This window comes from Streptomyces sp. NPDC054883, from assembly GCF_053610645.1.
In genome coordinates, this window is the sequence record NZ_JBSGYT010000031.1 from 35,993 (window position 1) to 61,710 (window position 25,718).

22 protein-coding genes are annotated in these 25,718 nt (G+C 72.7%); 9 read left to right on the top strand and 13 right to left on the bottom strand.

What is annotated here, in order from left to right:
* Positions 1-15: 15 nt before the first annotated feature.
* From ACWGH1_RS22510 to ACWGH1_RS22520, 3 genes are read right to left on the bottom strand one after another with little or no spacing between them, the layout of a single operon-like run.
* Positions 16-756: a succinate dehydrogenase/fumarate reductase iron-sulfur subunit gene (locus tag ACWGH1_RS22510; RefSeq protein WP_453352588.1), complete on the bottom strand. Its 741-nt coding sequence runs from the start codon at positions 754-756 to the stop codon at positions 16-18.
* Positions 753-2,717 carry a fumarate reductase/succinate dehydrogenase flavoprotein subunit gene (locus ACWGH1_RS22515; RefSeq protein ID WP_453352589.1) on the bottom strand — a complete coding sequence of 655 codons (1,965 nt, stop codon included), beginning with the start codon at positions 2,715-2,717 and terminating at the stop codon, positions 753-755. The genes ACWGH1_RS22510 and ACWGH1_RS22515 overlap by 4 nt, the downstream gene beginning before the upstream one ends.
* 1 nt (position 2,718) lies before the next feature.
* A complete protein-coding gene (locus tag ACWGH1_RS22520; protein WP_453352590.1) occupies positions 2,719-3,423 on the bottom strand; it encodes a succinate dehydrogenase cytochrome b subunit in 705 nt (234 codons plus the stop codon).
* A gap of 94 nt (positions 3,424-3,517) precedes the next feature.
* On the opposite strand from ACWGH1_RS22520, the gene ACWGH1_RS22525 reads away from it, so the two are divergent.
* Entirely contained in the window at positions 3,518-4,396 is an 879-nt protein-coding gene (locus tag ACWGH1_RS22525; protein WP_453352591.1) for a LysR family transcriptional regulator, read from the top strand.
* A 51-nt stretch (positions 4,397-4,447) separates the two neighbouring features.
* Here the strand turns inward: ACWGH1_RS22525 and ACWGH1_RS22530 are convergent, their stop codons facing one another.
* On the bottom strand, positions 4,448-5,107 hold the full coding sequence (locus ACWGH1_RS22530; protein WP_453352592.1) for a TetR/AcrR family transcriptional regulator: 660 nt from the start codon (positions 5,105-5,107) through the stop codon (positions 4,448-4,450).
* Positions 5,108-5,212: 105 nt separating this feature from the next.
* Here ACWGH1_RS22530 and ACWGH1_RS22535 point away from each other — a divergent pair, with 105 nt between their 5' ends.
* Positions 5,213-6,283 (top strand): FAD-dependent monooxygenase, encoded by a 1,071-nt coding sequence (locus ACWGH1_RS22535; protein WP_453352593.1) that lies wholly within the window; start codon positions 5,213-5,215, stop codon positions 6,281-6,283.
* Positions 6,284-6,374: 91 nt separating this feature from the next.
* On the opposite strand, the gene ACWGH1_RS22540 is transcribed toward ACWGH1_RS22535, so the two are convergent.
* Both ACWGH1_RS22540 and ACWGH1_RS22545 read right to left on the bottom strand, forming a co-directional pair.
* Positions 6,375-8,528, bottom strand: coding sequence for a putative bifunctional diguanylate cyclase/phosphodiesterase (locus tag ACWGH1_RS22540; protein WP_453352594.1), 2,154 nt, complete (start codon positions 8,526-8,528; stop codon positions 6,375-6,377).
* Between the two features lie 134 nt (positions 8,529-8,662).
* Positions 8,663-9,493 (bottom strand): SAM-dependent methyltransferase, encoded by an 831-nt coding sequence (locus ACWGH1_RS22545; RefSeq protein ID WP_453355860.1) that lies wholly within the window; start codon positions 9,491-9,493, stop codon positions 8,663-8,665.
* A 1,094-nt stretch (positions 9,494-10,587) separates the two neighbouring features.
* Between ACWGH1_RS22545 and ACWGH1_RS22550 the strand changes: the two genes are divergently transcribed.
* Together ACWGH1_RS22550 and ACWGH1_RS22555 are read left to right on the top strand one after the other, a co-directional pair.
* Complete coding sequence (locus tag ACWGH1_RS22550; RefSeq protein WP_453355859.1) at positions 10,588-11,358, top strand: bestrophin-like domain; 771 nt, start codon at positions 10,588-10,590, stop codon at positions 11,356-11,358.
* 232 nt (positions 11,359-11,590) lie between these two features.
* Complete coding sequence (locus ACWGH1_RS22555; protein ID WP_453355858.1) at positions 11,591-12,205, top strand: hypothetical protein; 615 nt, start codon at positions 11,591-11,593, stop codon at positions 12,203-12,205.
* Between the two features lie 106 nt (positions 12,206-12,311).
* On the opposite strand, the gene ACWGH1_RS22560 is transcribed toward ACWGH1_RS22555, so the two are convergent.
* Complete coding sequence (locus tag ACWGH1_RS22560; RefSeq protein ID WP_453355857.1) at positions 12,312-12,824, bottom strand: hypothetical protein; 513 nt, start codon at positions 12,822-12,824, stop codon at positions 12,312-12,314.
* Positions 12,825-13,176: 352 nt separating this feature from the next.
* Here ACWGH1_RS22560 and ACWGH1_RS22565 point away from each other — a divergent pair, with 352 nt between their 5' ends.
* Positions 13,177-13,842 carry a class F sortase gene (locus ACWGH1_RS22565; RefSeq protein ID WP_190184879.1) on the top strand — a complete coding sequence of 222 codons (666 nt, stop codon included), beginning with the start codon at positions 13,177-13,179 and terminating at the stop codon, positions 13,840-13,842.
* A 40-nt stretch (positions 13,843-13,882) separates the two neighbouring features.
* Here ACWGH1_RS22565 and ACWGH1_RS22570 read toward each other — a convergent pair whose 3' ends face one another.
* Both ACWGH1_RS22570 and lysX read right to left on the bottom strand, forming a co-directional pair.
* Positions 13,883-14,791: a polysaccharide deacetylase family protein gene (locus ACWGH1_RS22570; protein WP_453408957.1), complete on the bottom strand. Its 909-nt coding sequence runs from the start codon at positions 14,789-14,791 to the stop codon at positions 13,883-13,885.
* Between the two features lie 134 nt (positions 14,792-14,925).
* A complete protein-coding gene (gene lysX / locus ACWGH1_RS22575) occupies positions 14,926-18,228 on the bottom strand; it encodes a bifunctional lysylphosphatidylglycerol synthetase/lysine--tRNA ligase LysX (protein WP_453353110.1) in 3,303 nt (1,100 codons plus the stop codon).
* 59 nt (positions 18,229-18,287) lie between these two features.
* Here lysX and ACWGH1_RS22580 point away from each other — a divergent pair, with 59 nt between their 5' ends.
* Positions 18,288-18,749 carry a universal stress protein gene (locus ACWGH1_RS22580; RefSeq protein ID WP_453353109.1) on the top strand — a complete coding sequence of 154 codons (462 nt, stop codon included), beginning with the start codon at positions 18,288-18,290 and terminating at the stop codon, positions 18,747-18,749.
* Positions 18,750-18,796: 47 nt separating this feature from the next.
* On the opposite strand, the gene ACWGH1_RS22585 is transcribed toward ACWGH1_RS22580, so the two are convergent.
* Positions 18,797-20,002 (bottom strand): CapA family protein, encoded by a 1,206-nt coding sequence (locus tag ACWGH1_RS22585; RefSeq protein ID WP_453353108.1) that lies wholly within the window; start codon positions 20,000-20,002, stop codon positions 18,797-18,799.
* Between the two features lie 344 nt (positions 20,003-20,346).
* On the opposite strand from ACWGH1_RS22585, the gene ACWGH1_RS22590 reads away from it, so the two are divergent.
* Both ACWGH1_RS22590 and ACWGH1_RS22595 read left to right on the top strand, forming a co-directional pair.
* Positions 20,347-20,880: a sigma-70 family RNA polymerase sigma factor gene (locus tag ACWGH1_RS22590; RefSeq protein WP_453353107.1), complete on the top strand. Its 534-nt coding sequence runs from the start codon at positions 20,347-20,349 to the stop codon at positions 20,878-20,880.
* 220 nt (positions 20,881-21,100) lie between these two features.
* A complete protein-coding gene (locus ACWGH1_RS22595; RefSeq protein ID WP_453353106.1) occupies positions 21,101-21,625 on the top strand; it encodes a hypothetical protein in 525 nt (174 codons plus the stop codon).
* A gap of 11 nt (positions 21,626-21,636) precedes the next feature.
* Here the strand turns inward: ACWGH1_RS22595 and ACWGH1_RS22600 are convergent, their stop codons facing one another.
* Complete coding sequence (locus ACWGH1_RS22600) at positions 21,637-22,041, bottom strand: hypothetical protein (RefSeq protein ID WP_453353105.1); 405 nt, start codon at positions 22,039-22,041, stop codon at positions 21,637-21,639.
* A 97-nt stretch (positions 22,042-22,138) separates the two neighbouring features.
* Between ACWGH1_RS22600 and ACWGH1_RS22605 the strand changes: the two genes are divergently transcribed.
* Positions 22,139-22,489, top strand: coding sequence for a hypothetical protein (locus ACWGH1_RS22605; RefSeq protein ID WP_453353104.1), 351 nt, complete (start codon positions 22,139-22,141; stop codon positions 22,487-22,489).
* Here the strand turns inward: ACWGH1_RS22605 and ACWGH1_RS22610 are convergent.
* Together ACWGH1_RS22610 and ACWGH1_RS22615 are read right to left on the bottom strand one after the other, a co-directional pair.
* Positions 22,482-23,342: an Fpg/Nei family DNA glycosylase gene (locus ACWGH1_RS22610; protein WP_453353103.1), complete on the bottom strand. Its 861-nt coding sequence runs from the start codon at positions 23,340-23,342 to the stop codon at positions 22,482-22,484. The genes ACWGH1_RS22605 and ACWGH1_RS22610 overlap by 8 nt on opposite strands.
* A 308-nt stretch (positions 23,343-23,650) precedes the next feature.
* On the bottom strand, positions 23,651-25,714 hold the full coding sequence (locus ACWGH1_RS22615; protein ID WP_453353102.1) for a SpoIIE family protein phosphatase: 2,064 nt from the start codon (positions 25,712-25,714) through the stop codon (positions 23,651-23,653).
* Between the last annotated feature and the right edge of the window lie 4 nt (positions 25,715-25,718).

Here is a 25,718-nt window from a genome sequence, read left to right on the forward strand (position 1 = left end):
CCCGGCGGACGGCCCTCACGCCTTGCGGACCGCCCGTAGCCACTCCTTGTTCATCGCGGCGATCGACGGCAGCGGGATGCCCTTGGGGCAGGCCGTGGCGCATTCGCCGGTGAGGGTGCAGCCGCCGAAGCCCTCGTCGTCCATCCGGGCCACCATGTCCAGGACCCGGGTCTCGCGCTCGGGCGAACCCTGCGGCAGCACGTTCAGGTGGTTGACCTTGGCGGAGGTGAACAGCATCGCGGAACCGTTGGGGCAGGCCGCCACGCAGGCGCCGCAGCCGATGCACTCGGCATGTTCGAAGGCGTAGTCGGCGTCGGCCTTGGGCACGGCGTTGGCGTGCGCCTCCGGGGCGGAGCCCGTGGGGGCGGTGATGTAGCCGCCGGCCTGGATGATCCGGTCGAAGGCGCTCCGGTCGACGACGAGGTCCTTGACGACCGGGAAGGCCGAGGCCCGCCACGGCTCGATGTCGATGGTGTCGCCGTCGGCGAACGCCCGCATGTGGAGCTGGCAGGTGGTGGTCCGCTCGGGGCCGTGGGCGTCGCCGTTGATGACGAGGCTGCACGCGCCGCAGATGCCTTCGCGGCAGTCGTGGTCGAAGGCGACCGGGTCCTCACCGCGCAGGATGAGGTCCTCGTTGAGGGTGTCGAGCATCTCCAGGAAGGACATGTCCTTCGAGATGCCGTCGACCTCGTAGGAGGCCATGGCGCCGGGGGCGCCGGCGTTGCGCTGGCGCCAGACGCGCAGGGTGAGCTTCATGCGTAGCTCCGCTGGGTGGGGTGGACGTACTCGAAGACGAGGTCTTCCTTGTGCAGGACGGGCGCGGCGCCCGTGCCCTGGTACTGCCAGGCCGCCGCGTAGCCGAACTCCTCGTCGCGGCGGGCGGCTTCGCCGTCGGGGGTCTGGGACTCCTCCCGGAAGTGGCCGCCGCAGGACTCGGCCCGGTGGAGCGCGTCGAGGCACATCAGCTCGGCGAGCTCCAGGTAGTCCACGATGCGGTTGGCCTTCTCCAGCGACTGGTTGAACTCCGCGCCGCTGCCGGGGACCTTGATCCGCCGCCAGAACTCCTCCCGGATCTCCGGGATGCGGGCGAGAGCCTTGCGCAGTCCGGCGTCGGTGCGCGCCATTCCGCAGTACTCCCACATGAGTTCGCCGATCTCGCGGTGGAAGGAGTCGGGGGTCCGGTCGCCGTCCACGGCGAGCAGCTTCGCGAGGGTGTCGCGGGTCTCGCGGACGGCGGCCGCCGCCTCGGGGTGGCCGTCGTCCACGGTGTCGGGGTGCGGGTTGCGGGCCAGGTAGTCGTTGATGGTGGAGGGCAGTACGAAGTAGCCGTCGGCGAGGCCCTGCATGAGCGCGGAGGCACCGAGGCGGTTGGCGCCGTGATCGGAGAAGTTGGCCTCGCCGATCGCGAACAGGCCCGGGACGGTGGTCTGGAGGTCGTAGTCGACCCAGAGGCCGCCCATCGTGTAGTGGACCGCCGGATAGATCCGCATGGGGACTTCGTACGGGTTCTCCGCGGTGATCCGCTCGTACATGTCGAAGAGGTTGCCGTACTTCTCGGCGACCTTGTCCTTGCCCATGCGGCGGATGGCGTCGGCGAAGTCCAGGTAGACGCCCTGGCCGCCCGGGCCGACGCCGCGGCCCTCGTCGCAGACGTTCTTCGCGGCGCGGGACGCGATGTCGCGGGGCACGAGGTTGCCGAAGGAGGGGTAGATCCGCTCCAGGTAGTAGTCGCGCTCCGCTTCGGGGATCTGCGCGGCGGGGCGGTTGTCGCCCTGGGCCTTGGGGACCCAGATCCGGCCGTCGTTGCGCAGTGACTCGCTCATCAGCGTCAGCTTGGACTGGTGGTCGCCGGTGCGCGGGATGCAGGTGGGGTGGATCTGGGTGAAGCAGGGGTTCGCGAAGTAGGCGCCGCGCCGGTGCGCCCGCCAGACGGCGGTCGCGTTGGAGTTCATGGCGTTGGTGGAGAGGTAGAAGACGTTTCCGTAACCGCCGCTCGCCAGGACGACGGCGTCGGCGTAGTACGTGCTGATCTCCCCGGTGATCAGGTCGCGGGCGACGATGCCGCGGGCCACTCCGTCGACCGTGATCAGGTCGAGCATCTCGGTGCGGGCGTGCATCTCGACGTTGCCCGCGGCGATCTGCCGGGACAGCGCCTGGTACGCACCGAGGAGCAGCTGCTGGCCCGTCTGGCCGCGGGCGTAGAAGGTGCGGGAGACCTGGACGCCGCCGAAGGAGCGGGTGTCGAGGAGGCCGCCGTACTCGCGGGCGAAGGGGACGCCCTGGGCCACGCACTGGTCGATGATCTCGACGGAGATCTGGGCGAGGCGGTGGACGTTGGACTCGCGGGCCCGGAAGTCGCCGCCCTTGACGGTGTCGTAGAAGAGCCGGTGTACGGAGTCGCCGTCGTTGCGGTAGTTCTTGGCCGCATTGATGCCTCCCTGGGCGGCGATGGAGTGGGCGCGGCGCGGGGAGTCGGAGTAGCAGAACTGGACGACGTGGTAACCCTGTTCGGCGAGGGTCGCGCCGGCCGCGCCGCCGGCCAGGCCGGTGCCGACGACGATGACGGTGTGCTTGCGGCGGTTGGCCGGGTTGACCAGCCTGGCCTCGAAGCGGCGGCGGTCCCAGCGCTCGGCGACGGGGCCGGCGGGGGCCTTGGTGTCGGCGATCGGCTCGCCGGTGGTGTAGGCGGCGTAGTCGCTGTTGTCGGTGCTGCTCATCTCAGCTCACCACTCCGGTCATGACGGCGACGGGCACGGACACGAAGCCCGCGAAGAGGACGAGGGCCAGAGCGCCGGACAGGAACCTGAGGGACCGCTCGCGCCGGGCGTTGCCGGCGCCGAGGGTCTGGGCGGCGCTCCAGAAGCCGTGGCGCACGTGCAGGCCGAGCGCCGCCATGGCCACGATGTAGATCGTGTTGCCGTACCAGGTGGAGAAGGTGGCGAGGACGTTCTGGTAGGGGTGGCCGGCCCAGGCGCGCTCGTTGACGGTGAGGGTGGTGAGGTCGAGGAGGTGCCAGACGATGAACAGGGCGAGGATGACGCCGCCCCAGCGCATCGTGCGGGTGGCGTAGCTCGCGCGGCGCCGCTTGTGCGCGTACCGGACGGGGCGCGCCCCGATGTCGCGGCGGCTGAGCTGGTAGGCGCAGACCGCGTGCGCGACGACGGCGGCGACCAGCACAAGGCGGACGGTCCACAGGGCCCACTCGTGGTGCAGGAAAGGAGATCCCAGGGTGCGCAGCCAGTGCGCGTAGCCGTTGAACTCCGCCGGCCCGAAGAAGATCTTCAGGTTGCCGAGCATGTGGACGACGAGGTAGCCGAGCATGATCAAGCCGGAGACGGCCATCACGGACTTCTTGCCGACGGTGGAGTCCCAGAGCGTTCGCGTGGTGGACGGCCGTCGATCCGTCCGCGGTGCCAGAGCCATGGGACGACGGTAGGGACCGAAGTCCTGAAAGGTCCAAGACATGATGGAGCTGCACTCGATAGGTGCCGCCTATGCAAGGCGCTACGCTGGGGTGATGCAGTTCCAGCAGCTCCTGTATTTCGTGGCGGTCGCCGAGACCCGGCACTTCACCCGGGCGGCGGAGCGGGTCCATGTGGCCCAGCCGTCGCTGTCGCAGCAGATCAAGGCACTGGAGCGGGAGCTGGGGGCCGAGCTGTTCAGCCGGGCGCGGGGCAACATCGCCCTCACGGACGCGGGAGAGGCGCTGCTGCCGCTGGCCCGGCGGATCCTGGCGGACGCGGACACGGCGCGGTTGGAGGTGCAGGAGCTGGCGCAGCTGCGGCGCGGGCGGGTGCGGCTGGGGGCCACGCCGAGCGTGTGCACGGGGTTGCTGCCGGACGTGCTGCGCGCTTTCCACGCCGCGCACCCGGGGATCGAGCTGCTGATCGAGGAGAGCGGCTCGCTGGACCTCGTACGGGAACTCGCGCGCGGAGTGCTGGACCTGGCGTTGATCGCGCTGCCGCTCCCGCCGTCGGCGCCGGCGCTGACGACGGTGGAGCTGCTGACCGAGGACCTGGTGGTGGTGTCGTCGGCGGACCGGCCGGCGCCGGGCGGGGGCGGGCCGCTGACCATCGCCGCACTGCGGGACGAGCCGATGGTGATGTTCCGGCACGGCTACGACCTGCGGGACCTGACCGTGGCGGCCTGCCGGTCGGCGGGCTTCGAGCCGGTGTTCACGGTGGAGGGCGGCGAGATGGACGCGGTCCTCGGGTTCGTCCGGGCGGGGCTGGGCATCGCGGTGGTCCCGGCGATGGTCGTCGACCACGGCGGGCCGGGGCTGCGCGCCACCGCGCTCGCCGGTTCCCCGTTGCGCCGCACGATCGCCCTGGCCCACCGCACGGACGTCGCTCCCCCGCGTGCGGCCCGCGAGCTCAAGCGCATGCTGCTGTCCTGACCCGCGCCGCCCCATGCCGCCCGCACCGCCCGGCGCGCGGCGCGGCGCAGGTCAGGACCGGCGTCTCGGGAGGGCGTGGTCGAGGCCGTCGGCCAGCATCGCGAAGGCCTGACCGGCGTCGGCGACGGCGGTGGGGTAGGCCTCGTCGGCGCTCTGCCCGGCGGCGAGGCGGCGCCAGTTCTCGCGGCCCAGCTCATGACGGACGGTCACCAGGTGCTGCGCCGCCAGTCGCGCGGCGAGCGGCCCCACCTGCTCCGCCTCCAGCACCGTGGCGAGCAGGTCCACCTCGCGGGCCGTGTAGTGGCTCAGCCGGGACTCCAGGCTGGCGGTCGCGTAGAGCAGGCCCTGGAAGGCGAGCACGTTGGGATGGTCGCAGAGGCCGGTGATGGGGTCCCGCTCGGCGAGCGCCGCGAGGAAGTGCGCCCGCAGCGCCCCGACGGGACTCACCCCGCTCTCGCGGTCGCGCACGACACGGGCGGCCTCGTCCTGGTGGTCGGCGAACCGGTCCAGCACCAGGTCTTCCTTGGTCGGGAAGTAGCGGAACAGGGTGGGTTTGGAGACCTCCGCCGCGGCGGCGACGTCAGCCACCGATACGGCGTCGAAGCCCCGCTCCAGGAACAGTTCGAGCGCCGTGGCCGCCAGTTGGTGGCGCGTGCGCAGCTTCTTGCTCTCGCGCAGACCTGCCGCGCGCGGACCCGTGGTCTTTTCCATGCTCCGAGCGTACCACGAAATTCTTACTCGGTAATTTTTGTAACCCGGTTGCCTTTTTGCTCGGGAGCGGCTTTCCTTGGAGCAACGACGAGGAGAGGACTTCCGATGACCGACGTACTGATCGCGGGCTCCGGCCCCACCGGACTCACCCTGGCGTGCGACCTCGCGCTGCGCGGCGTCGCCGTCCGGGTCATTGAGCAACGCACCGCACCGCACCGGGAGTCCCGGGGCAAGGGGCTGCTGTCGAGCAGCCTGGAGGTCTTCGAAACCCTCGGTGTGGCCGGGGCCGTGAGCGCCATCGGCAACGGGGAGCTGGTCCTGCGCAAGTACTTCGACGGGAAGCCGGTCACGGACACCGCCGTGGACGACGGGGGCTTGCTGATCGGGCAATGGCAGACCGAGCAGATCCTGCGCGACCGGCTCGCCGAACTCGGCGGGCACGTCGAGTACGGGTCCCGGCTCGTCGCCGTCGCCCAGGATGCGGGCGGCGTCCGAGCGGAGCTCGCGGACGGCAGCGTGGTACCGGCCGGCTACCTCGCGGGGTGCGACGGCGGGCGCAGCGCCACCCGCGGCCTGCTCGGCATCCCCTTCGAGGGCAGTACGCGGGAAGAGCCCGCGATGGTGCTCGGGGACGTGCGGGCGCCGGGGCTCAGCCGGGACTTCTGGCACCAGTGGTTCACCTCGGAGGGCGGCGGGATACTCCTCTGCCCCATGCCGGGAACGGACAGCTTCCAGTTGCAGGCCGCACCCGAGGTGGACGAACAGGGCCGGCAGCTGCCGCCCTCGCTGGAGAGCTTCCAGCGGATCTTCGACCGGTGCGCCCGGATGCCGGGGATCCGGCTCGCCGATCCCACCTGGCTCTCCAGCTGGCGGGTCAACGTCCGCGTGGCCGCCCGGATGCGGGAGGGACGGGCCTTCCTCGCCGGGGACGCGGCGCACGTCCATCCCATAGCCGGCGGTCTGGGCATGAACACCGGCATCCAGGACGCCGCCGCCCTCGCCCGGACACTGGCCGGCGCCCTCGCCGCCCCGGCCCGGCAGGAGGTACTCGGCGCGTACGAGGCGGAGCGGCTGCCGGTGGCCGCGGCGGTCGCGGCCGACACCGCGCGGCGCTACGACCGGGTCGTGGAAGCCGTCCGCACACCCGGCCGGGGGACGGAGGCGGGCATGGCCTGACCCCCGCCGCACCGTGCTCCGTCACACCACGCGCCATCGCACGCCTCCATCACGCCTCGCCGCGGCTCCGTACCGGCCCCGGCACGGGCCGTCAGGAAGGCGTGGGGACGGCGTCCGAGAGGGACAGCGCGTAGATCCGGTCGGGAGAGCCGGGGCGGGCGTAGTACCAGCCCTGGGCGGTGTCGCAGCCGAGCTCTCGGAGCTGGGCCGCCTGGACGCCGGTCTCCACGCCCTCGACGGTGACCGCGAGTTCGAGGCTGTGGGCCAGCGCCACGATGCCCTGCACGATCTTCAGATCGACCGGGTTGGCCGGCTGCTGCTGCATCCCCTGCGTGAAGGAGCGGTCCAGCTTGAGCACGCTGACCGGCAGGCGGCGCAGGTTGGCCAGGTTGGAGTAGCCGGTGCCGAAGTCGTCCAGGGCGATGTCCACGCCGAGGGCGGCCAGTCGGCGCAGCGGTTCGAGGAGTTCGTCGTCGGCACCGATCAGCGCGGACTCGGTGACCTCCAGGCACAGCGCGCCCGGGGCCAGACCGGAGGCCTCCAGCACGCGGACCGTGTCGGCGACCAGCCCGGGGTGGTGCAACTGGGTCGGCGAGAGGTTGACGTTGATGCGGAGGGAGGAGCCGCCGTGCTGGCGCTGCCAGTTGCGGGCCTGGCGCACGGACTCTTCGAGGACCCAGCGGCCGAGCGGCACGATCAGTCCCGTCCGCTCGGCGAGCGGGATGAAGCGGTCCGGGCCCAGCACCCCGTACTGCGGGTGCGACCAGCGCACCAGCGCCTCGGCCCCGTGCACGCTGCCGTCGTGCATGTGCACGAGCGGCTGGTACTCGATGAAGAACTCGCCGCGTTCCAGGGCCGCGGGCAGGGCGTTGGTCAGGCCGTGCCGGGTGATGGCACGGGCGTCGGCCTCCTCGTCGGCGAACTCGAACCGGTTGCCGCCCGCCGCCTTGGCCCGGTACATGGTGATGTCGGCGCTGCGCAGCACCTCCGCCGGGGTCCGCTCGCCCGCCGGGCCCTCGACGATGCCGATGCTGCCCCGGACCGTCAGCTCCCGGCCCTCCAGCCGGATCGGGGTGGACAGCGCGGAGAGCACCCGGACTGCCAGCTCGGTGACCTTCTCCGCGGTTTCGGCGCCGGTGGTCAGCGCCACGAACTCGTCGCCGCCGAGCCGCGCGACGACCTCGCCCGGTCCCGTCGCGCAGCTCTGGAGCCGGTCGGCCACCTCCACCAGCAGCCGGTCGCCCGCCGAGTGGCCCAGGCTGTCGTTGACCGCCTTGAACCCGTCGAGATCGAGGTAGCACAGGCCGAAGCGGGGGCCGCCGGCCCCGCTGAGGGCCTTCTCCAGCCGCTCGAAGAACAGCGTCCGGTTGGGCAGGCCGGTCAGGGCGTCGTGGGTGGCCTCGTAGCGCAGCCGCAGGTTCAGCAGCCTGCGTTCGGTGGTGTCTTCCATCAGGGCCAGCTGGTACTGCGGTCTGCCTTCGGCGTCCCGCAGCAGCGACACCGTCAGGTTGGTCCAGAGCACGGTCCCGTCGTTGCGGTAGTAGGGCTTCTCCACCCGGTAGTGCTCGCGCTCACCGCGCACCAGTTCCCCGTACATCCGCCAGACGTGCGGGGTGTCGTCCGGGTGGCCCCATTCGCTGACGTTGCGGCTGCGGACGTGCCCTTCGAGGCCGCCGAACATCTGCAGCAGCGTGTCGTTGACCTCCAGGACGTTGCCTTCGAGGTCGGCGATGCCGATGCCGATGGCCGCCCCCTCGAAGACCGCCCGGAAGCGCTCCTCGCTCGCGTGCAGCGCCTGCTGCGCGTCGGCGCGGGCGGTCAGCGCGGAACGGGCGATGGCCTCCTGCTCCTTGAGGGTGCGCTCGCGCAGGGCCCGGGCGAAACCGGCCGCGATGCCGTGCTGGAGCCGCGCGCAGCGGGACCGGTACTCCTCGGTGCTCTCAGCCCCGGCGCCGTCCGGGCCGCAGTACAGCACCAGGTACGACTCGACGACCCCCAGGGTTCCCGCGAGGGCCTCGGGGTCGGTGCAGTGCACGGCGACGAGTTCGGTGCCCACCCGCTGGGCGGGCGAGGCGTCGAAGGGCCGGGCGCGCAGCGCCTCGGTGAGCGTGCGGGTCAGCGGGACCAGGTGCCGTTCGAACTCGGGGCGGGTCAGCGAGGTCGCCGTGACGGGGAAGATGGCCCGGCCCCAGATGGTCGCGAAGCGCGCGATCCGGTCCTCCAGCCCGCTGTGCTGCTCGCGCACGGCCGCCCGGCCCGCATGCGGGCCGGGCGGCGCGTCGCAGACCGACGGGTCCTTCGGCGGCGTCACGGGCCCGGTGGGCTCCGGTGGCCGGGCCGGGCTCGGGCTGACGGGCGGTGGGGTCGGGGCCGGGAGTCTCACGCCTTGCGTCCCACGCCGGCGAAGCCCGAGAAGGCGAACGGGTCCTCCGGCGTCTCACCGTCCGCCGGGGCTTCGGTGAGGTCCGGGCGCCAGTCCGGCATCGACACCAGGCCGGGTTCGAGCAGTTCGAACCCGTCGAAGAAACGGGTGATCTCCTCGCGCGTGCGCATCACCAGGGGGTTGCGGATGTCCCGGTACACGCCGACGGCCCCGACCGCGACCTCCTCGGCGAGCGGGATGCCTTCGTAGGAGGCGTGGGTGAGGATCAGCATGCTGCCGGGGGCGAGCGCGTCGCGCAGCTCGGCGACTGCGGCGTACGGGTCGTCGGTGTCCTCCAGGAAGTGCAGGACGGCGACGAGCAGCAGGGCGACGGGACGGCTCGGGTCCAGCAGCCGGGCGACGTCGGGGGCGCCCAGGATGTCCTGCGGCTTGCGCAGGTCGGCGGCGACGACGCCGGTGCGGTCGTCACCGGCGAGGACGGCCTGGCTGTGCGCGACGGCGACGGGGTCGTGGTCGACGTAGACGACGCGGGCTTCGGGGGTCGCCTGGCGGGCGACCTCGTGGACGTTGCCGAAGGTCGGGATGCCGGAACCGATGTCGAGGAACTGGGTGATGCCCTGGTCGACGGCATGACGGACCGCACGGCGCATGAACGCCCGGTTGGCCTGCATGATCTTGGGGAGCCCCGGCAGGAATTCCATGGCGCGACGGGCTGCCTGGCGGTCGACTTCGAAGTTGTGCGAGCCGCCCAGGTAGTAATCGTAGATGCGGGACACGCTCGGCACCGATATGTCGATGCCTGGCGGGGCCCAGGCGGGGCGCTCCATCGGGGTCTCCAAGCCGTAGTCGTGCCGTGGTCCGGTCCGGGGTCGGTCAGGAACCGGACTCCTGTCCGAGCCGAATGTACTGATCATTGGCCAACGGAGCGAGCAAAAGCGGAAATTGGCGATCCGTTCTTGGTCACACACCTAACCCGGACGCGGGTCCCTTCGTACCATCTGACAGAAACCGACAAATACCTTTTGGGAATTGACTGGACCGCCATGGACAGCGGTCAAAAAGTGGCTCAAACCACTATGGTTCGAACTCCGCCCGTTCAGGCGAACCCGAACCGACCGCCGCGTGCGCGGGCGCGCCGGGGCCCATGCTCCCCGGGTGAACAGAGCATGTGCCCGGCGCCTGCTGGCGGTACCGGTCCTGGTGTGGGCGGCGATGTCCGCCACACCGGCCGTGGCCGATAGCCGCGCCCACGCGTCGATCGGCTCCGGCGACGGCACGGCAACCGCCGGGGTGTCCGCGGCCGCCCCCAGCCGCCGGGCCCCGGCCACCCGGGGTGGCGGACATCACGGAGAAGGGCCCGAAGACGGATCCCCCGACGGCCACGGCAACGGACCGGGCCACACCGACGGCCAGGGAACCGGCCACGGAGACGGACACGGACACGGACACGGCCACGGAGACGGACACGGCTGGGGCCACCACCACGGCGGGCACCACTGCCCGCCACCGCCTCCGCCGCCCTGCCCCCCCAAGCCGACTCCCACTCCCACTCCCACCCCGACGCCCACGCCGCCTCCCCCTTCCCCCACACCCACGCCACCGCCCCCCAAGCCCGCTCCGCCTCCGCCTCCCGCGCCGCCCAAGCCCGCGCCGCCGCCACCGCCCGTGGCCGCCCCGCCGGCCGCCCCGCGCCCGCCGAAACCGGCCCCCGCCCCCGAGCCGGAACCCACTCCCACGCTGACGGCGACTCCCCCGCCCGCCCCCAAGCCGGTGGCCCGACCCTCGTACCACGCTCCGTCCCGCAAACCGGCCGAACACCACATCTCGCCGGTCACCTTCACGCTCATGACGGCGGCCCCCGCGGTGCTCGCGATCGTCGCGCTGCGCCCTCGCTAAGACCTCCCCCTCGTTAGGAGTCATCGTGTCGGAATGGCTCGTCCTGTCCCTGGCGATGGCCGCGGCCTGCGCCGTGGTCCTGAGCATCGCCTTCTTCAACCAGCGCCGGATCGGCGAGGACGACGATCCCAGCGAGACCCCGGACGTCATCGAATACATGACGATGATGATCGGGGTGATCTACGCGATCGTCCTGGGCCTGGCGATCGCCGGCGTCTGGGAGGGCCGCGGGGCCGCCCAGGAGTACGTCCGCCAGGAGTCCCAGGCCCTGCACGAGATCAGCGTCCGCTCGGAGGTCTATCCGGCGGAGGTCCGCAAGATGATCCGCGCCGATGTCGACGCGTACGTGACGTACGTGGTGGACACGGAGTGGAAGGAGATGGCCGACCACGGCAAGCTCACCGACCGCAGCGGCCAACTGCTGGAACGCATCCGCCGGGACGTCACGGACTACGAGCCGAAGACCGACCACGAGGGGCAGGCCTACCAGCCGCTGGTCGACCAGGTCGCGGCGGTGGACGACGCCCGCAACGCCCGCGGCCAGAGCGCCCAGGCCACCATGCCCGGGGTCGTGTGGTTCGGACTGGTCGTGGGGGCGCTCGTGACGGTGGGCCTGATCTTCACGCTCCAGATCCGGCGCTCGTTCCGCGAACTGCTGCTGGCCGGACTGTTCAGCGCGCTGATCGCCTTCCTGCTCTTCCTGATCTGGGACTTCGACGCCCCCTTCGGCCGGGGCATCGCGGCCACCGCCGAACCCTTCTTCGCCCAGTTCCCGCACCTCGGGCTGGAGGACTGAGCGCGGGAGGCCCCCCACGGACCGTCCGACGGCGTCCGGCCCGCCACCGCCTATCCCGGCAAACCGGGGACGGGCCTCCCGTCCCCGGTTCGGCCCATCGATATGACCCGTTCGCCCGTTCCTGATCGCGGGCCCCGGAGCCCGCGCCTAGCGTGACGGACATCGAGGCGCACGTCCCTCCACGTGCGGAAACCATTCCGCGGCTGCTCCTCGGGGATCCGGAGAATCACTCATGGGTGCGATACGCAGCTCCGCCGCAGTCCTGCTGAGCGCCGCCGCCACGGGCGTCGTTCTCGCGCTCGGCCCGGCGGGCACCAGTGCCGCAGTCGCGGCCGAAGCCCAGCCCGTCACCTCGTTCGCCTTCGCCATCACCCCGTCGACGGTCGCCCCCGGCGGCCAGGTGGTGCTCTCGGTCAGCGGCTGCAACGCCGCGTTCGCCACCTCCTCCTCAGGCGTCTTCGACACCGTGAGCATCGCGCGCGGCCAGACCGCCCGGGTCACGGTCGACCGGGACGCCCGGCCCGGGGCGCTCTATTCCGTCACCTTCACCTGCAACGGGGAGACCGGCTCGGCGGACTTGACCATCGCCGGCGGCACGACCCGGCCCACCACGAGTTCCACCGTCGGGCCCCCGCGCCGCCTCCCGTCCCCGCCCACCGCGCCCGCCGCACCCACCACGCCCATCGCGCCCGTCTCCAGCGGCGCCACCCTCGGCGTGCGGGGCGGCCTTGGCGGCAGCGTGGCCGGGGTGGACCTGCTGGAACTGGGCATCGGCGCCGGCTTCGTACTGGCCGCCGTGGCCGGCACGGGGTACGCACTGCGCCGCCGCTCCACCCGTGGCCACTGACCGCGGCCGGTCCCCCGCCGGGCCGTGCCGGGGACCGCACGCGCCCCGAGCCCTCGTCAGGACTCGGGGCGACCGCGGTGCCGGGCGGACCGGGGAGGTCGGCCGGTCAGGCCCGGCTACCGATCGGGCGGCGACGGCGCATCACGTGGATGCCCGCGCCGAGGGCCGCCGTACCGACGAGACCGGAGCCGATGGCTGTCTCGGTGGCGGACGGGCCGAAGGAGCCGCCGAGACCGCCCTGGGCGCCGTTGCCGTCGAGGATCGTGAAGCGGTGCGTGGCGACGAGGCTGCTGTCGTTGCACCTGACGGACAGCGTCTGGTGGCCGGGCGAGGCGTGGTTGAAGATGCGTACGGTCGCGAATCCGATGGAGCCGGCCGACAGTCTCGTCTCGGGAAAGTTGCCGTGCGACCAGACCGTGCCGCCGTGGGTGCATCCGGCGGCGCTGACCTGCATCGTCGAGCCCTGGTGCACGGAGTAGGGGTTGACGGTGACGTTGCTGGGCCCGGTGCCGCCGCCCAGCGGCGGGCCGCCCGCCGGGTTCGCCGAGGCGAGGGGTGCGCCGAGGACGACGGCGGCGCAGGCCGCCGCGGTCACGGTGAGTGCGCGCAAAACACGCATGGTGGAACCTCCAGCGGGAAGCGCCCCGGAGCGGTCGCCCGGGATGATCGACGAGAACGCCTCCCATCACGAACCCTCGGGGCGGCTCGCAACCAGCGCATTTCCGGCTTTGGGCCGCCCGGTTGAGCGACACGCCGGGCACTCCGCAGCGTTTCTGACGGATCCGCAGGTCACGACCCGTCAGGCATTTATGTGACGATTACCTGGATGGGCGCACCCCTTCCGGCCCCGCCACCCGTTCGCCCGCCCCCGATCGCCGTCCCGGCCGTGCACCCTTAGCGTGCGTGAAGAAGGGCGTACCGGGGAGGGACTGGAACGCGGGTCGGGACCCCCGCGTCGGGAAGGGAGAGCCATGACCGAGGACGAGGGCGAGCAGCGGCGGAGGAGGCGCTCTCCGTGGGGACCACTCGCACTGGTCCTGCTCACCGGCCTCGCCATGATGCGCAACGGCGTGAACCTGAACGACGGGCCGCCGCAGCCCGCCGCAGCCGCGGCCGTCGCGGTACGGCCCGACCAGGCGGCCGTGGCGCCGCCCGCGACGCCGCCGGACCTGGAGGTGTTGGAGCACTCGTCGGTGCAGCGCATCCGGATCCCCGCGATCAAGGTGGACGCGCCGGTGATGACGGTCGGGCTGGACGCGCAGGGCTTCATCGACGCGCCGCCCCCGCAGGACCCGAACCTGGCCGGCTGGTACCTCAACGGCATCTCCCCGGGCCAGCAGGGTTCGGCGGTGATCGTGGGGCACGTGGACAACGCGCAGGGCCCGGCGGTCTTCTACGGCCTGGGTTCCCTCAACAAGGGCCAGCACATCGAGGTGGAGCGGTACGACGGGCGCACGGCGGTGTTCGAGGTGTACGGCGTGGAGGTGTTCTCCAAGGAGACCTTCCCCGGAGCCCGGGTGTACGGGGACACCGGTCACCCGGAACTCCGCGTGATCACCTGCGGCGGCGGCTACTCGAAGGGCCGGGGCTACGACGGCAACGTGGTCGTGTTCGCCCGGATGGTGGAGGCCCGCTGAGGCCCCCGGGGACGCCCCCGGGGACGCCGCCGCGGCGGCCTCAGCGCGGCCGCGCCGAGGGGAGGGTCGGCAGCGTCATCCGGTAGCCCCTGGCGAGCAGCCGGGGCAGGTACGTACCGAGCGCCTCGACGCTCTGCGAGCGGTCGCCGCCGGCGTCGTGGGACAGCACGATCACCCCGGGCGCGGCGCCTCCCAGCACGCGGGAGACGATCGTGGAGGTGCCCGGTTCCGTCCAGTCGAGGGTGTCCACGGTCCAGGCGAGGGGTTCCATGCCCAGTTCGGCGCCGATCTCGAAGGCGGCCCGGTTCCAGGCCCCGTAGGGCGCCCGGAACCACTGGGGTGCGGCGCCGGCCGCCTGTTCCACGACGTCGCTGGTGCGCCCGATCTCGGCGGCCAGGTCGGGGCGGGTGAGGGTGGGGATGAGCGGGTGGGTCCAGGTGTGGTTGCCGATGACGTGGCCCTCGGCGGCCATCCGGCGCAGCAGGTCGCGGTTGTCGGTGGCCATCTCCCCGCAGACGAAGAACACCGCGCGGACCCCGTGCCGGGAGAGGGTGTCGAGGATCCCCGGGGTGTAGCGGGGGTCGGGGCCGTCGTCGAAGGTGAGGACCATCTGGCCGGACCGGCTGGCTTCGGCGGGCAGTTCCAGGATGGGCCGGGTGCGGACGGCGGGCTTCACCGCGGGCGGCCGGGCCGGGGCCCCGGCCGTCATCGGCGTGAGCCGGTAGCTGTCGGGCGGAAGCCCCTTGGCGCGCAGGGCGGGGGCTCCGGGCGCCCCGCGGCCGGCCGTGCCCGCGCCGCCCGGTCCGGGCGCCGGGCCGGCCCCGGCGCCGCCGGCGGCCGGGGTGTCGCTTTCGCCACCGGTGATCAGCGAGGCGGCCGCCGCGACTCCGAGGAAGGCGGCGGTGCGCAGGAGCACGCGTCGCCCTACTGTCGGCTCGTCATTTTTCATTCTCAACTGGTATCAACCACTGCCGCGATGACACCGGGAGGCGCGAAGGCACCCGCTGCCCGTCACCCGCCCGGACCAGCCCGAAGGCCGTCCGGCCGCGCGATGGGTTCCCGGCGGCCCCGCGTGGGGTCCGGTCAGCCGCGGCGGACGAGCGGGAACGGAAGCGTCTCGCGGATCGTCAGCCCCGTGAGGAACATGACGAGCCGGTCCACGCCGATGCCGAGCCCCCCGGTCGGCGGCATCGCGTACTCCAGCGCGTCCAGGAAGTCGTTGTCGAGTTCCATCGCCTCGGGGTCGCCGCCCGCCGCCAGCAGCGACTGCTCGGTCAGCCGGCGCCGCTGCTCGACGGGGTCGGTGAGTTCCGAGTAGGCGGTGCCGAGCTCGGTGCCGAAGGCGACCAGGTCCCAGCGTTCCGCCAGCCGGGGGTCCTCGCGGTGCTGGCGGGTCAGCGGAGAGACGTCGGTCGGGAAGTCCTTGTAGAAGGTGGGCAGCCCGGTCTTCTCCTCCACCAGCCGTTCGTACATCTCCAGGACCACGTCGCCGCGGGTGTCGTCGGGCGCGTGGGGGACCCCGGCCCGGTCGCACAGCCGGCGCAGCGTCCGCTCGTCGGTGTCGGCGCCGACCTCCTCGCCCAGGGCGTCGCCGATGGCCCCGTACACCGTCTTGACCGGCCAGCACCCGGAGATGTCGTGGACGACGAGCTTTCCGTCGGCGTCGGCCTTGTGGGCGATGGGCGAGCCGAAGGCCGCGGTGGCCGCCCCCTGGATCAGCTCGCGCGTCAGGTCGAGCATGACGTCGTAGTCCGCGAACGCCTGGTAGGCCTCCAGCATGGTGAACTCGGGGTTGTGCTTGTGGGAGACGCCCTCGTTGCGGAAGGTCCGGCCCATCTCGAAGACCTTCTCCATGCCGCCGACGCACAGCCGTTTCAGGTACAGCTCGGGGGCGATGCGCAGGTACAGGTCGAGGTCGTAGGCGTTGATGTGGGTGCGGAAGGGACGGGCGTTGGCCCCGCCGTGGATCTGCTGGAGCATCGGGGTCTCGACCTCCAGGTAGCCGCGGTCCAGCAGTCCCTGGCGCAGGGCCTGCACGGCGCTGGAGCGGGCCCGTACGATGTCGCGCGCGCCCGGGCTGGCGACCAGGTCGAGGTAGCGGCGCCGGACCCGCGCCTCGGGGTCGGCGAGGCCCTTGCGCTTGTCGGGCAGGGGGCGCAGGCACTTGCCGGTCAGCTGCCAGGAGTGGACGACGACGGACAGCCGGCCGGTCTTGCTGGCGCCGACCTCGCCCGTGGCCACGACGTGGTCGCCGAAGTCGACCTGTGAGGTGAAGGACTCCAGTACCCCGGGGCCCGCCTCGTCGCGGGTGAGCATCAGCTGGGTGTCGCCGGTCCAGTCCCGCAGTACGGCGAACACGACGCCGCCGAGGTCCCGTACGACCATCACCCGGCCCGCGAGGGTGACCTGTTCCCCGGTACGGGTGCCGGGGAGGTGGCCGGAGTGGAGCTCCTCGAGGCGGGCGACGGTGTGGGTGCGCTGTGGGATGCCGACCGGGTAGGGGTCGGTGCCGGCCGCCCGGATCCGGTCCAGTTTGGCGTGCCGCACCCGGACCTGCTCGGGCAGCCGCTCGGCCGCCGCCCGCTCGCCGGCCTCTCCCGCCAGGTCCAGGCCGAGGGAGTCGATGGAGGGCAGGCCCTCGGTGGTGGCGGGCGCGGTGAGGCCCTTGGGGTGGGCGTTGCCCCACAGCTTGCGCATGCTCGGTACGGACACGAAGCCCTCGGCGATGCCGGAGGCGAGGCTGACCCGGGCGAGGGAGCCGGCGTCCTGGTAGCAGAGGAACCGCGGGTACCACTCGGGGCCGTACTTGACGTTCGAGCGGTACAGCGCCTCCAGCTGCCACCAGCGGGAGAAGAACAGCAGCAGCCTGCGCCACAGCCTGAGGACCGGCCCGGCGCCGATCCGGCCGCCCTCCTCGAAGGCGGAGCGGAAGACGGCGAAGTTGAGGGAGATCCGGCGCACGCCCAGCCCGGGGGCGGCGGCGCAGAGCTGGGCGACCATGAACTCCATGACGCCGTTGGGGGCGGTGCGGTCGCGGCGCATCAGGTCGAGGGAGATGCCGTCCTTGCCCCAGGGCACGAAGGACAGCAGGGCGATCAGCCGGCGCTCGGCGTCGAAGGCCTCGACGAGGAGGCAGTCGCCGTCGGCGGGGTCGCCGAGCCGGTCCAGGGCCATGGAGAAGCCGCGCTCTGTCTCGGTGTCGCGCCAGGTGTCGGCCCGCTCGACGATGGTGTGCATCTCCTCCTCGGAGAGGGCGGAGTGGCGGCGGATGACCGTGGTGGCGCCGGTGCGCCGGACCCGGTTGACGGCTTGCCGGGTGACGCGCATGTCGCGGCCGTCGAGGTCGAAGTGGGCGACGTGCAGGATCGCCTCGTCGCCGAGCTGGAGCGCGCCGAGTCCGGAGCGGGCGTACGCGGTCGCGCCGTCTTCGGAGGCGCCCATGACGGCGGGCTGCCAGCCGTAGCGGCGGGCCATGGCCAGCCAGGCGTTGATGGCGGGGGTCCAGGCGGCGGGGTCGCCGACCGGGTCGCCGCTGGCCAGGCAGACGCCGGCCTCGACCCGGTAGGTGACGGCGGCCTTGCCGTTGGGGGCGAACACGACGGCCTTGTCACGCCGGGTCGCGAAGTAGCCGAGGGAGTCGCTGCGCCCGTACGCGCCGAGGAGGGCGCGGATGCGGGGTTCCTCGTCCCCGTGCAGGGCGGCGGTCAGCCGCTGGGACCGGAAGAGGGTCGCGGCGGCGTTCAGCAGGGCGATCGCGCCGAAGAGGCCGAGCACGAAGGACAGCGGGCGCGGCGGGCGGCCGTCGAAGCGGCGGTCGGAGAAGAGGCCGCCGAAGACTTCCTTGGCGGCCCAGTCGAGCCACTGGTCCTTGGGCAGGGTCCCGGGGAACAGGGCCACCAGGCCCCATCCGGCGAGGACGGCGAGGAGCAGACCCAGGCCGAGGACGAGCAGGGCCCGCCAGAAGGCGCCGGGCCGGGAGGCTGCGTAGAACTCGCTGCGGGCGGCGAGCAGGAGGGCGAGGGCGGCGGCCGCGAGGGCCAGGGAGACGCCGCCGACCCAGTACTCGTCGTCCGCGATGAACAGGACGTCGACCAGGATCAGCAAGGCCAGATAGGTGACGACGATCCACCACGCGACCTTCTTGCGGGCGCCGAGGGCGGCGGCGAGCAGGAAGAGGAAGACGGCGTAGGCGAGGTTCGCGCTGACGGGGATGACGAAGTCGTCGAGGAAGCGCACGATGTGGCGCAGCAGACGGCGCAGCACCGGGGAGAGGGACAGGAGGGCGCACAGCAGCCCGAGCGTTCCGAAGAACGCCCCGAACGCGTCGGGGACCCGGTTCAGGAAGCGGCTGCGGGTCCCGCGGGTCTGCTCCGCGGCGGCACTCATGGTTCGCACTGTAGGGAGGGCCGGGCCGGTCCGCGCGCCGACGGGATAATCTCGGGGGCGTGACGGAGCACGTGGGTACGGGATTCGAACGCGGTACGGACGGTCCGAAGGTGATCCTGGCCGGGATCGACGGTTCGGACTCCTCGCTGCGGGCCGCGGCGTACGCGGCGGGGCTGGCCAGGCGGCAGAACGCGCTGCTGGCGCTGGTGTACGTGCAGCCGGTGATGGCGGCCGGGGCCTCGTTGGGGGCGCCGGTGTCGGACACGACCGGTGAGATCGCGGAGGGCCTCGTCGCGGAGATCCGTGCTGCCGCCGAGCGCCTGAGGGGCATCTTCGAGGTGCGCTGGCAGTTCCACACCTTCCGTGGCGATCCCTATGCCGGTCTGGTGCGTGCGGCGGAGGAGCTCAAGGCGGACGCGGTGGTGGTCGGGACGTCGGAGCAAGCCGGGCACCGCATCGTCGGCTCGGTGGCGGTCAGGCTGGTCAAGGCGGGCCGCTGGCCCGTCACCGTGGTGCCGTAACGGGCGGGGGCCGTTGCGGGGACGGGGGCCGTTGCGGGGACGGGGGCCTACTTGCCCATCGTGAGGCCGTCCTTCGCGGCGCCGCGGCTGAGGACGGCTTCGCTGATGGCGTCCTGGGCGGTTTCCCAGTCGTCCTGGCCGGGCTGCTTGGCGAGGGCAGCGGGGAGGTTGACGACCCGCCAGGGTGACTCGTCGGTCATCTGGGGGACGAACTCGGCCTTGGTGACCTGCCAGCGCTGTCCCGCGGCGGCCGGCGGGGCGAAGGTGAAGCGGCCGATGGAACCGTAGTTGCCGCGCGGGTCCCGTGCGCCGCTGTAGTTGAACATCTCGCCCGCCACCTGGTCGCCCATGCCGTAGATGATCCAGGTCCCGTTGACCTTCTCGTACGGCTGCGGAATGTGGGCGTGGGTGCCCAGGATCAGGTCGATGTCGGGTCGCCCGGCGGTCTGCGAGGCGGTCAGGGCCTTGCCCAGCGACAGCTGGGTCCCGTCCGGTTCGGTCTGCCACTCGGTGCCCCAGTGCACGCTGACCAGGACCACGTCCGCGCCCGCCTGACGGGCGGCCCGCGCATCCGCGATGATCTTCTCCTGCTTCATCAGGCTGACGGCCCAGGGCTGGCCCTCGGGCATCGGGTAGCCGTTCGTGTCGTAGGTGTAGGCGAGGTGCGCCACCTTCGCGGAGCCGGCCCGGTACACGGTGGCCGTGGCCGCTTCGGCCGCCGTCCGGGCCGAACCGGCGTGCTTCAGTCCGGCCTTGTCGAACTTGTCGAGCGTGCGCCGCACGCCGTCGGCGCCGTCGTCCAGGGTGTGGTTGGAGGCGGTGGAGCAGCCGTCGTAACCGGCCGCCTTGAGCCCGTCGGCGATCTCCGGCGGCGACTTGAAGGCCGGGTAGCCGGTGTACGGGCCGCCGTCCTCACCGTAGATGGTCTCCATGTGGCACAGGGCGAGGTCCGCGGCGGAGACCACCGGTCTGACGCCGGCGAACATCGGGCGGAAGTCGTAGCCGTCGCCCTCGGCGTCGGCGGCGCCCTGCCGGATGATCGAGGTGTGCGGCAGGACGTCGCCGCTCGCGACCAGCGTGAAGCCCTTGGCGCCGCCCGGGGCGGCGGCGGCACCACCGGTGGAGGACCCGGGGCCGTGGCTGCCCGCCGGCCGCGCCGGTGCGGACTTCCCGGTGGCGGAGCAGGCGGCGGCCGTGGCGGACAGCAGGAGGGCCGACAGGAGGGCGAGGGCCTGGCGGGTGCGCTGGGTCATCTGTACCGGCTCTCACTCGGAGGACACCCGGGACGGCTGGACACCCCGGCCTCGGATGACTCGTACGACTATCCGATGACCTGAATTCACAGAAGACGACTCGGCAAGTCAAGGAACGGCACCGGGCCGCCGGGCCGGTTCACCCCCATGGCCGTTCGCCGCGCCGTTCGACCGTTCACCGCCCGGCGCGGCCGCCCACCGGAGGACCGGGGGCCTTCGGCGCAACGGCGGCGCCGGACGGTTCCCGGGGCCGCCCCGCGCAGGTCAGGGTGGATCCGTCGGACCCCAGACGGGCGCCGGGACGCTCCCCGGGCAGACCCGGCGAACAGCGGAAGGAGCCACTCGTGCCGCCCTCCCCCACCCTCCTGCGCACGGATCCCGAGGCGCTGGCCGAACTCCAGCGCGACCACGGGCGGGCGCTGTTCGGCTTCCTGGTCGGCCTGACGGCGGGGGACGCCCAGCGGGCCGAGGATCTGGTCCAGGAGACGCTGGTACGGGTCTGGCAGCATCCGGAGGTGCTGGCCAGCGGGCACGACTCGATGCGGCCCTGGCTGTTCACCGTCGCCCGCCGCCTCGCGATCGACGCCCGCCGGGCCCGCCTGTCACGGCCCCAGGAGGTGGAGCCGGACGGGCTGGAGCAGGCGCCCGCCCCGGAGGACGCGGTGGCCGGGTCGGTGACGGCGATCGACGTCAGGCGGGCCGTGGGCGGTCTGGGACAGGAGCACCGCGAGGTGCTGATGCAGGTCTACTTCCGGGACCGGTCGGTGGCCGAGGCCGCCGCTGAACTCGGGATTCCGGCCGGAACGGTCAAGTCCCGTACGTACTACGCCCTGCGCGCCCTGCGCAAGGGCCTCCAGGGGTACGGGCTCGGCGCCTGAGGTACCGTCAAGGCTGACCGGGGCGCACCGGGGCGGAGCGCGGGCGATGGACCGGCACCCGGTCCGAAGAACGCCTCGAACGGACACGGACCGGACACAAGCCGCAGCAAAATCGGTACCAGTCCGTTCAAGTTGAGTAAACATCCTCCGCTCCGCGAGGCACTCGGTGAAGGCTCGGGACTGACGGCGGGAAGCTCGACACGCGGGAGAAGGTGGAACGGTGCGGCCCGAGGGTACGAACGGCACCAGTGACGGTGGCGGCGGTGGGCTGGCGGTGCCCATGGCGTGGCTCTACGCGGAGTACATCGCCGACGAGCTGCTGCGCACGGGCCGGCTGATCCCCGTCGGCACGCTGGAGTTCCGGTCCGGCCGGGACACGCTCGCGCTGACGATCTACCTCTCGGACGCGGCCGGCGAGCTCTCCGGGATCCGGGTGGTCTCACAGCTCGACGAGTGGCTGTCGCTCACCGCCTACGGGCACCCCTGGCGCGACTGGGTGGAGACCCGGTTCCTCCAGCTCGGCGAAGAAGCCAGGGAGGATGGCCGCGACGAGGACCCGGACCTGGAACTTGCCCGGGCGGCCTGGCGCTGGCTGGACCGCACGGAGCTGTTCGCGACCAACCTAGACCCGGGACGGCCCGGGCACCCCGGCCCCCAGGCGGCGCTGGACGAGAACGCCCGCGTCTGGACGCCGGCCTGGCAACTGGGTTTGCCGCTGGGGCACTTGGCGATGCACCTGTTCTGAGGCGCCGGCCCTCAGCGGTCCGCGGTCCGGGACCCGGGCGCCTCTGCCGGATCGGTGACCAGCCCGGTGAAATCGGCCTCGTTGCGCTCGGCCCGGGTCACGTAGCAGCGGGCGACGAGCCACATCACCGGGTACACGAGCAGGCCCAGCGCCACCCAGACCAGCGGGCCGGACGCGACCCGCGGCGCCAGGAACACCAGCGGCAGCCCGCCGACCAGCAGCGCGAGCGCGACCAGGGCCCAGAGCCCGGCCCGGAGCTGGCTGCGCATCAGGGCCCGCACGTAGGTGGCCCCGACGCTGGTCTGCTCGGATATCTCCGACCGCGCCGGCGTGTGCGCGGGCGCCCTGCGCCGCACCCCCCGGGCCACCCCGGTGACGACCTCCCGCCGGAACGCCGCCTGCTGCTCCTCGGCCATGGCCCCGGAGTCTACGCACCCGCCCCCGCCTTGGGGAGTCGCGCCTGCCGCCCCGGGAGCGCGGCTTGGCGCAACAGTGCCTCTTAGGGTGGCTGCCATGAGTACGAGGCCACGAGACACGCCGCCGGACGAACGCGAGCTCGGGCCTGGGCACGCCGAAGAGTGCGGCTCTTGGTTCCGCTGTTACTGGGACGAGGAGGACACCTGGTTCTGCTTCGAGGTCGACGCCGAGGGGTGGGTGGTCAGGCAGGTCGAACTCCAGGGCCCCGAGCTGCGGCCCATTGCCGCCGCCCGGGACACGGACCATGACGGGCGATACGGATTCACCGCCGAGAGGCCGGTCTCGGACTGGGAGGGCCACGGGCCGGAGCCGCTGACCGCTGAGCGGTTCGAGGAGGTGTGGGACGCGGCCCGGTCGTACCTAGCGGCCGGGGCCGGGCCTACTTGAGGAGGCGCGAGAGGCGGCGGTCCGCGAGGGGTTTGCCGCCCGTCTGGCAGGTGGGGCAGTACTCCAGCGAGGAGTCGGCGAAGGACACCGAACGGATGGTGTCCCCGCACACCGGGCACGGCTCCCCCGCCCGGCCGTGGACCCGCAGCCCGCTCTTCTTCTCGGCCTTCAACCGCCCCGCCGCCACCCCGTGCGCCCGCTCGACGGCCGCGCGCAGGGTGTCCCGGACGGCGTGGTGCAGGTGCGTCACCTGTTCCTCGTCGAAGGAGGCGGCCAGCTTGAACGGCGAGACCTTCGCGGCGTGCAGGATCTCGTCGCTGTAGGCGTTCCCGATGCCGGCGATGACGCTCTGATCGCGCAGCACCCCCTTGATCTGGCGCCGCTCCCCCGCCAGCAGGGCGGCGAAGGCGTCACGGTCGAAGCCGTCGGCGAGCGGGTCGGGCCCGAGCCGGGCGATGCCGGGGACCTCCTGGGGGTCGCGGACCACGTACACCGCTAGCCGCTTCTGGGTGCCCGCCTCGGTGAGGTCGAAGCCCCCGCCGCCCTCCAGTACGACGCGCAGCGCGAGCGGCCCCTTTCCGGGGCGCGGCGGCTGGGCGGGCAGGGTGTCCTGCCAGCGCAGCCAGCCGGCCCGGGCCAGGTGGGTGACGAGGTGGAGCTCGCCGATGCGCAGGGCGAGGAACTTCCCGTACCGGGTGGTGGACCCCGCCGGTCGGCCTTCGAGGGCGGTGAGCGGCGGTTCGTACGTCTTGAGCACGCTGACGGCGAGCGGGAGGACGCGCTCGACCACCCGCCCGGTCAGGTGCTCGTCGAGGAACTCCCTCAGGGCCTCGACTTCGGGCAGCTCCGGCATGCTCCCAGCGTGCCGCCACCACACGCGGAACGCGAGCCGTGCCCGGGGCCGGTCCCCGGCCGACCGACGCGGCCGGGTATGCGCGAAGCGGCGGGGCGGCCCGTGCACCGGAGTACCCCGCCGCGCGAACGCCAGGGCGCCTCCCGGCGGGAGGCATGCGCGGGACCCGAGGTGTGGCGGTGGCCCTGGTGCGCGGGAATCCGGCCACCGCCGGGGGCCCAGCGTCCGACGGCGGCTGGGGAACGAGGTGCGGCCCGGGCGGTCCGGTCCGGGGCGCTCCCGGCGGCAGCCGCACGGGCAGGCGCGGCCTACGTCAGCGCGAACTCGCACCACACGGACTTGCCGCTGCCCCGGGGGTCCACGCCCCAGACGTCCGCCAGCCGGTCCACCAGCATCAGGCCGCGGCCGGAGACCCCCGCCTCGCCCGCCTCGCGGCGCCGCGGCAGGGCACTGGAGCGGTCCTCGACCTCCACCCGGAGCCGGCGCCGGGGGCCGGGCAGGACCCGGAGCGTCACGATGGCGGGGCCGTCCGTGTGCATGAGGGCGTTGACGATCAGCTCGTCCGCGACCAGCTCGATCTCGTCGGCCCGCTCCCGCGCACCCCACGCGCGCACCGCCGCGCCGATCATGTGCCGGGCCGCGACCAGGGCCTCCGGGTCCCCCGGCGCCACGTGCTGTTGGAGCCGGCCCCCGCCCTGCGGCGCGTCGGGCACCTGGCGGCGCAGCAACAGCAGCGCCATGTCGTCGTCGCCGCCGCGCTCGTCGATGACCCCGCACAGCTGGTCCGCCAGTTCCTGAAGGTCCCCCGGGCCGGTGCGGATCAGCCCGGTCAGCTCGCCGATCCCGTCGTCGAGGTCCCGGCCCGGCTGCTCGACCAGGCCGTCCGTGCAGAGCAGAAGCGTTTCCCCGGGTTCCAGCTCCATCGTCGTGACCGCGTACTCCAGCCGGCCGAACTCCGCCGAGAGCCCGAGCGGCATCCCGCCCTCCGCGTCGATCCTGCGGCAGTCCCCCTCGCGGGTGCGCAGGAGCGGGTCGAGGTGCCCGGCCCGCACCAGCTGGAGCACGCCGGTCGCGAGGTCGGCCTCGACGTAGGTGCAGGTCGCGAAGCGGTCGGTGTCCAGCTCGTGCAGGAACACCGATGCCCGTGCCATGACGGTGGCGGGCGAGTGGCCCTCGGTGGCGTACGCGCGCAGCACGATGCGGAGCTGGCCCATCACGGCGGCGGCGTGGGTGTCGTGGCCCTGGACGTCGCCGATGACCGCCCCGACCCGGCCGCCGGGCAGCGGGATGACGTCGTACCAGTCGCCGCCGATGTCCTGGCCCATGCGCGCGGACCGGTAGCGGACCGCGATGTCCGCGCCGTGCACGGCCGGGATCCGACGGGGCAGCATCGCCTGCTGGAGGCCTTCGGCCAGGTCGTGTTCCTGCTCCAGCAGCATGGCCCGCTGCAGGCTCTGCGCGATGCTGCTGCCGAGCGCGACCAGCAGGTTCCGTTCCTCCTGGGTGAAGCCGTCCTTGTCCTGGTAGAGCAGTCCGATCGCGCCGATCGGGCGGGCCTGGGCGATCAGGGGCAGGTAGGCGGCCGCCGAGATGTCCATCGCGGAGATCTTCGCCCAGAGGCCGGGGTAGTCCTCGGCGAACTCCTTCGCGGATTCGAGGAAGCGGGGCTGGAGCGAGCGGACGACCTCGCTCATCGGGTACTGCTCGTCGATGCGGGTGTAGCGGGTGCCGGGGACGAAACTGCCTTCCGGTCCTTCGGCCACCAGGTGGATCCGGCCCGCTTCGACCAGTCCCATCACCATGCCCATCGAGCCGAGCCGCTCCAGGCCGTGCGCGTCGCCGAGCGCGTCGATGACGTCCTGGACGGTCCGGGCGTGCGCCAGGGCGGCGGTGGTGCTTTCGACCACCGAGGTCTGGCGGCGGCGCTCCTCGTCCAGGTCGAGGCGTTCCGCCGAGTGGCCGAGCTCCTCGGTCGCGTCCCGGACGATGCCGATGATCCGGTACGGGCGGCCGCCGGCGTCGCGCATGACGCGGCCCTGGGTGTGGGTCCAGCGGAGTTCGCCGTCGTGGCAGCGGATCCGGAAGTAAGCGCCGTAGCTGTCGGTGCCGCTCTTGAGGGCACTGGAGACGAGCGCGTCGAGCCGGGTCGCCTCGGCGGGCGGTACGCGGGGGCACAGGGACTCGGGCCGGCCGTCGTATTCGGCGGCGCTGGTGTCGAAGACCTCGAGGGCCGCCGGGTCCATGTGCATGAGACCGGTGAGCAGGTCCCAGTCAAAGCTGCCCATCCGGTTCAGCGCGAGCGACCGGTCCGGGTGCGCGGGCCAGTCGTCCGGGAGCGATACGGCGGTCGGCACCGGTCCACCATGACACACCGGC

Excerpts from the sequence above, each read along its gene's own strand:
- ACWGH1_RS22585 (WP_453353108.1), bottom strand. The coding sequence starts at position 20,002 with ATGACCCAGCGCACCCGCCAGGCCCTCGCCCTCCTGTCGGCCCTCCTG.
- ACWGH1_RS22600 (WP_453353105.1), bottom strand. The coding sequence starts at position 22,041 with ATGGCCGAGGAGCAGCAGGCGGCGTTCCGGCGGGAGGTCGTCACCGGG.
- ACWGH1_RS22560 (WP_453355857.1), bottom strand. The coding sequence starts at position 12,824 with ATGCGTGTTTTGCGCGCACTCACCGTGACCGCGGCGGCCTGCGCCGCC.
- ACWGH1_RS22565 (WP_190184879.1), top strand. The coding sequence starts at position 13,177 with ATGACCGAGGACGAGGGCGAGCAGCGGCGGAGGAGGCGCTCTCCGTGG.
- ACWGH1_RS22530 (WP_453352592.1), bottom strand. The coding sequence starts at position 5,107 with ATGGAAAAGACCACGGGTCCGCGCGCGGCAGGTCTGCGCGAGAGCAAG.
- ACWGH1_RS22555 (WP_453355858.1), top strand. The coding sequence starts at position 11,591 with ATGGGTGCGATACGCAGCTCCGCCGCAGTCCTGCTGAGCGCCGCCGCC.
- ACWGH1_RS22570 (WP_453408957.1), bottom strand. The coding sequence starts at position 14,791 with ATGAAAAATGACGAGCCGACAGTAGGGCGACGCGTGCTCCTGCGCACC.
- ACWGH1_RS22545 (WP_453355860.1), bottom strand. The coding sequence starts at position 9,493 with ATGGAGCGCCCCGCCTGGGCCCCGCCAGGCATCGACATATCGGTGCCG.
- ACWGH1_RS22515 (WP_453352589.1), bottom strand. The coding sequence starts at position 2,717 with ATGAGCAGCACCGACAACAGCGACTACGCCGCCTACACCACCGGCGAG.
- ACWGH1_RS22610 (WP_453353103.1), bottom strand. The coding sequence starts at position 23,342 with ATGCCGGAGCTGCCCGAAGTCGAGGCCCTGAGGGAGTTCCTCGACGAG.
- ACWGH1_RS22510 (WP_453352588.1), bottom strand. The coding sequence starts at position 756 with ATGAAGCTCACCCTGCGCGTCTGGCGCCAGCGCAACGCCGGCGCCCCC.
- ACWGH1_RS22525 (WP_453352591.1), top strand. The coding sequence starts at position 3,518 with ATGCAGTTCCAGCAGCTCCTGTATTTCGTGGCGGTCGCCGAGACCCGG.
- ACWGH1_RS22535 (WP_453352593.1), top strand. The coding sequence starts at position 5,213 with ATGACCGACGTACTGATCGCGGGCTCCGGCCCCACCGGACTCACCCTG.
- ACWGH1_RS22605 (WP_453353104.1), top strand. The coding sequence starts at position 22,139 with ATGAGTACGAGGCCACGAGACACGCCGCCGGACGAACGCGAGCTCGGG.
- lysX (WP_453353110.1), bottom strand. The coding sequence starts at position 18,228 with ATGAGTGCCGCCGCGGAGCAGACCCGCGGGACCCGCAGCCGCTTCCTG.
- ACWGH1_RS22520 (WP_453352590.1), bottom strand. The coding sequence starts at position 3,423 with ATGGCTCTGGCACCGCGGACGGATCGACGGCCGTCCACCACGCGAACG.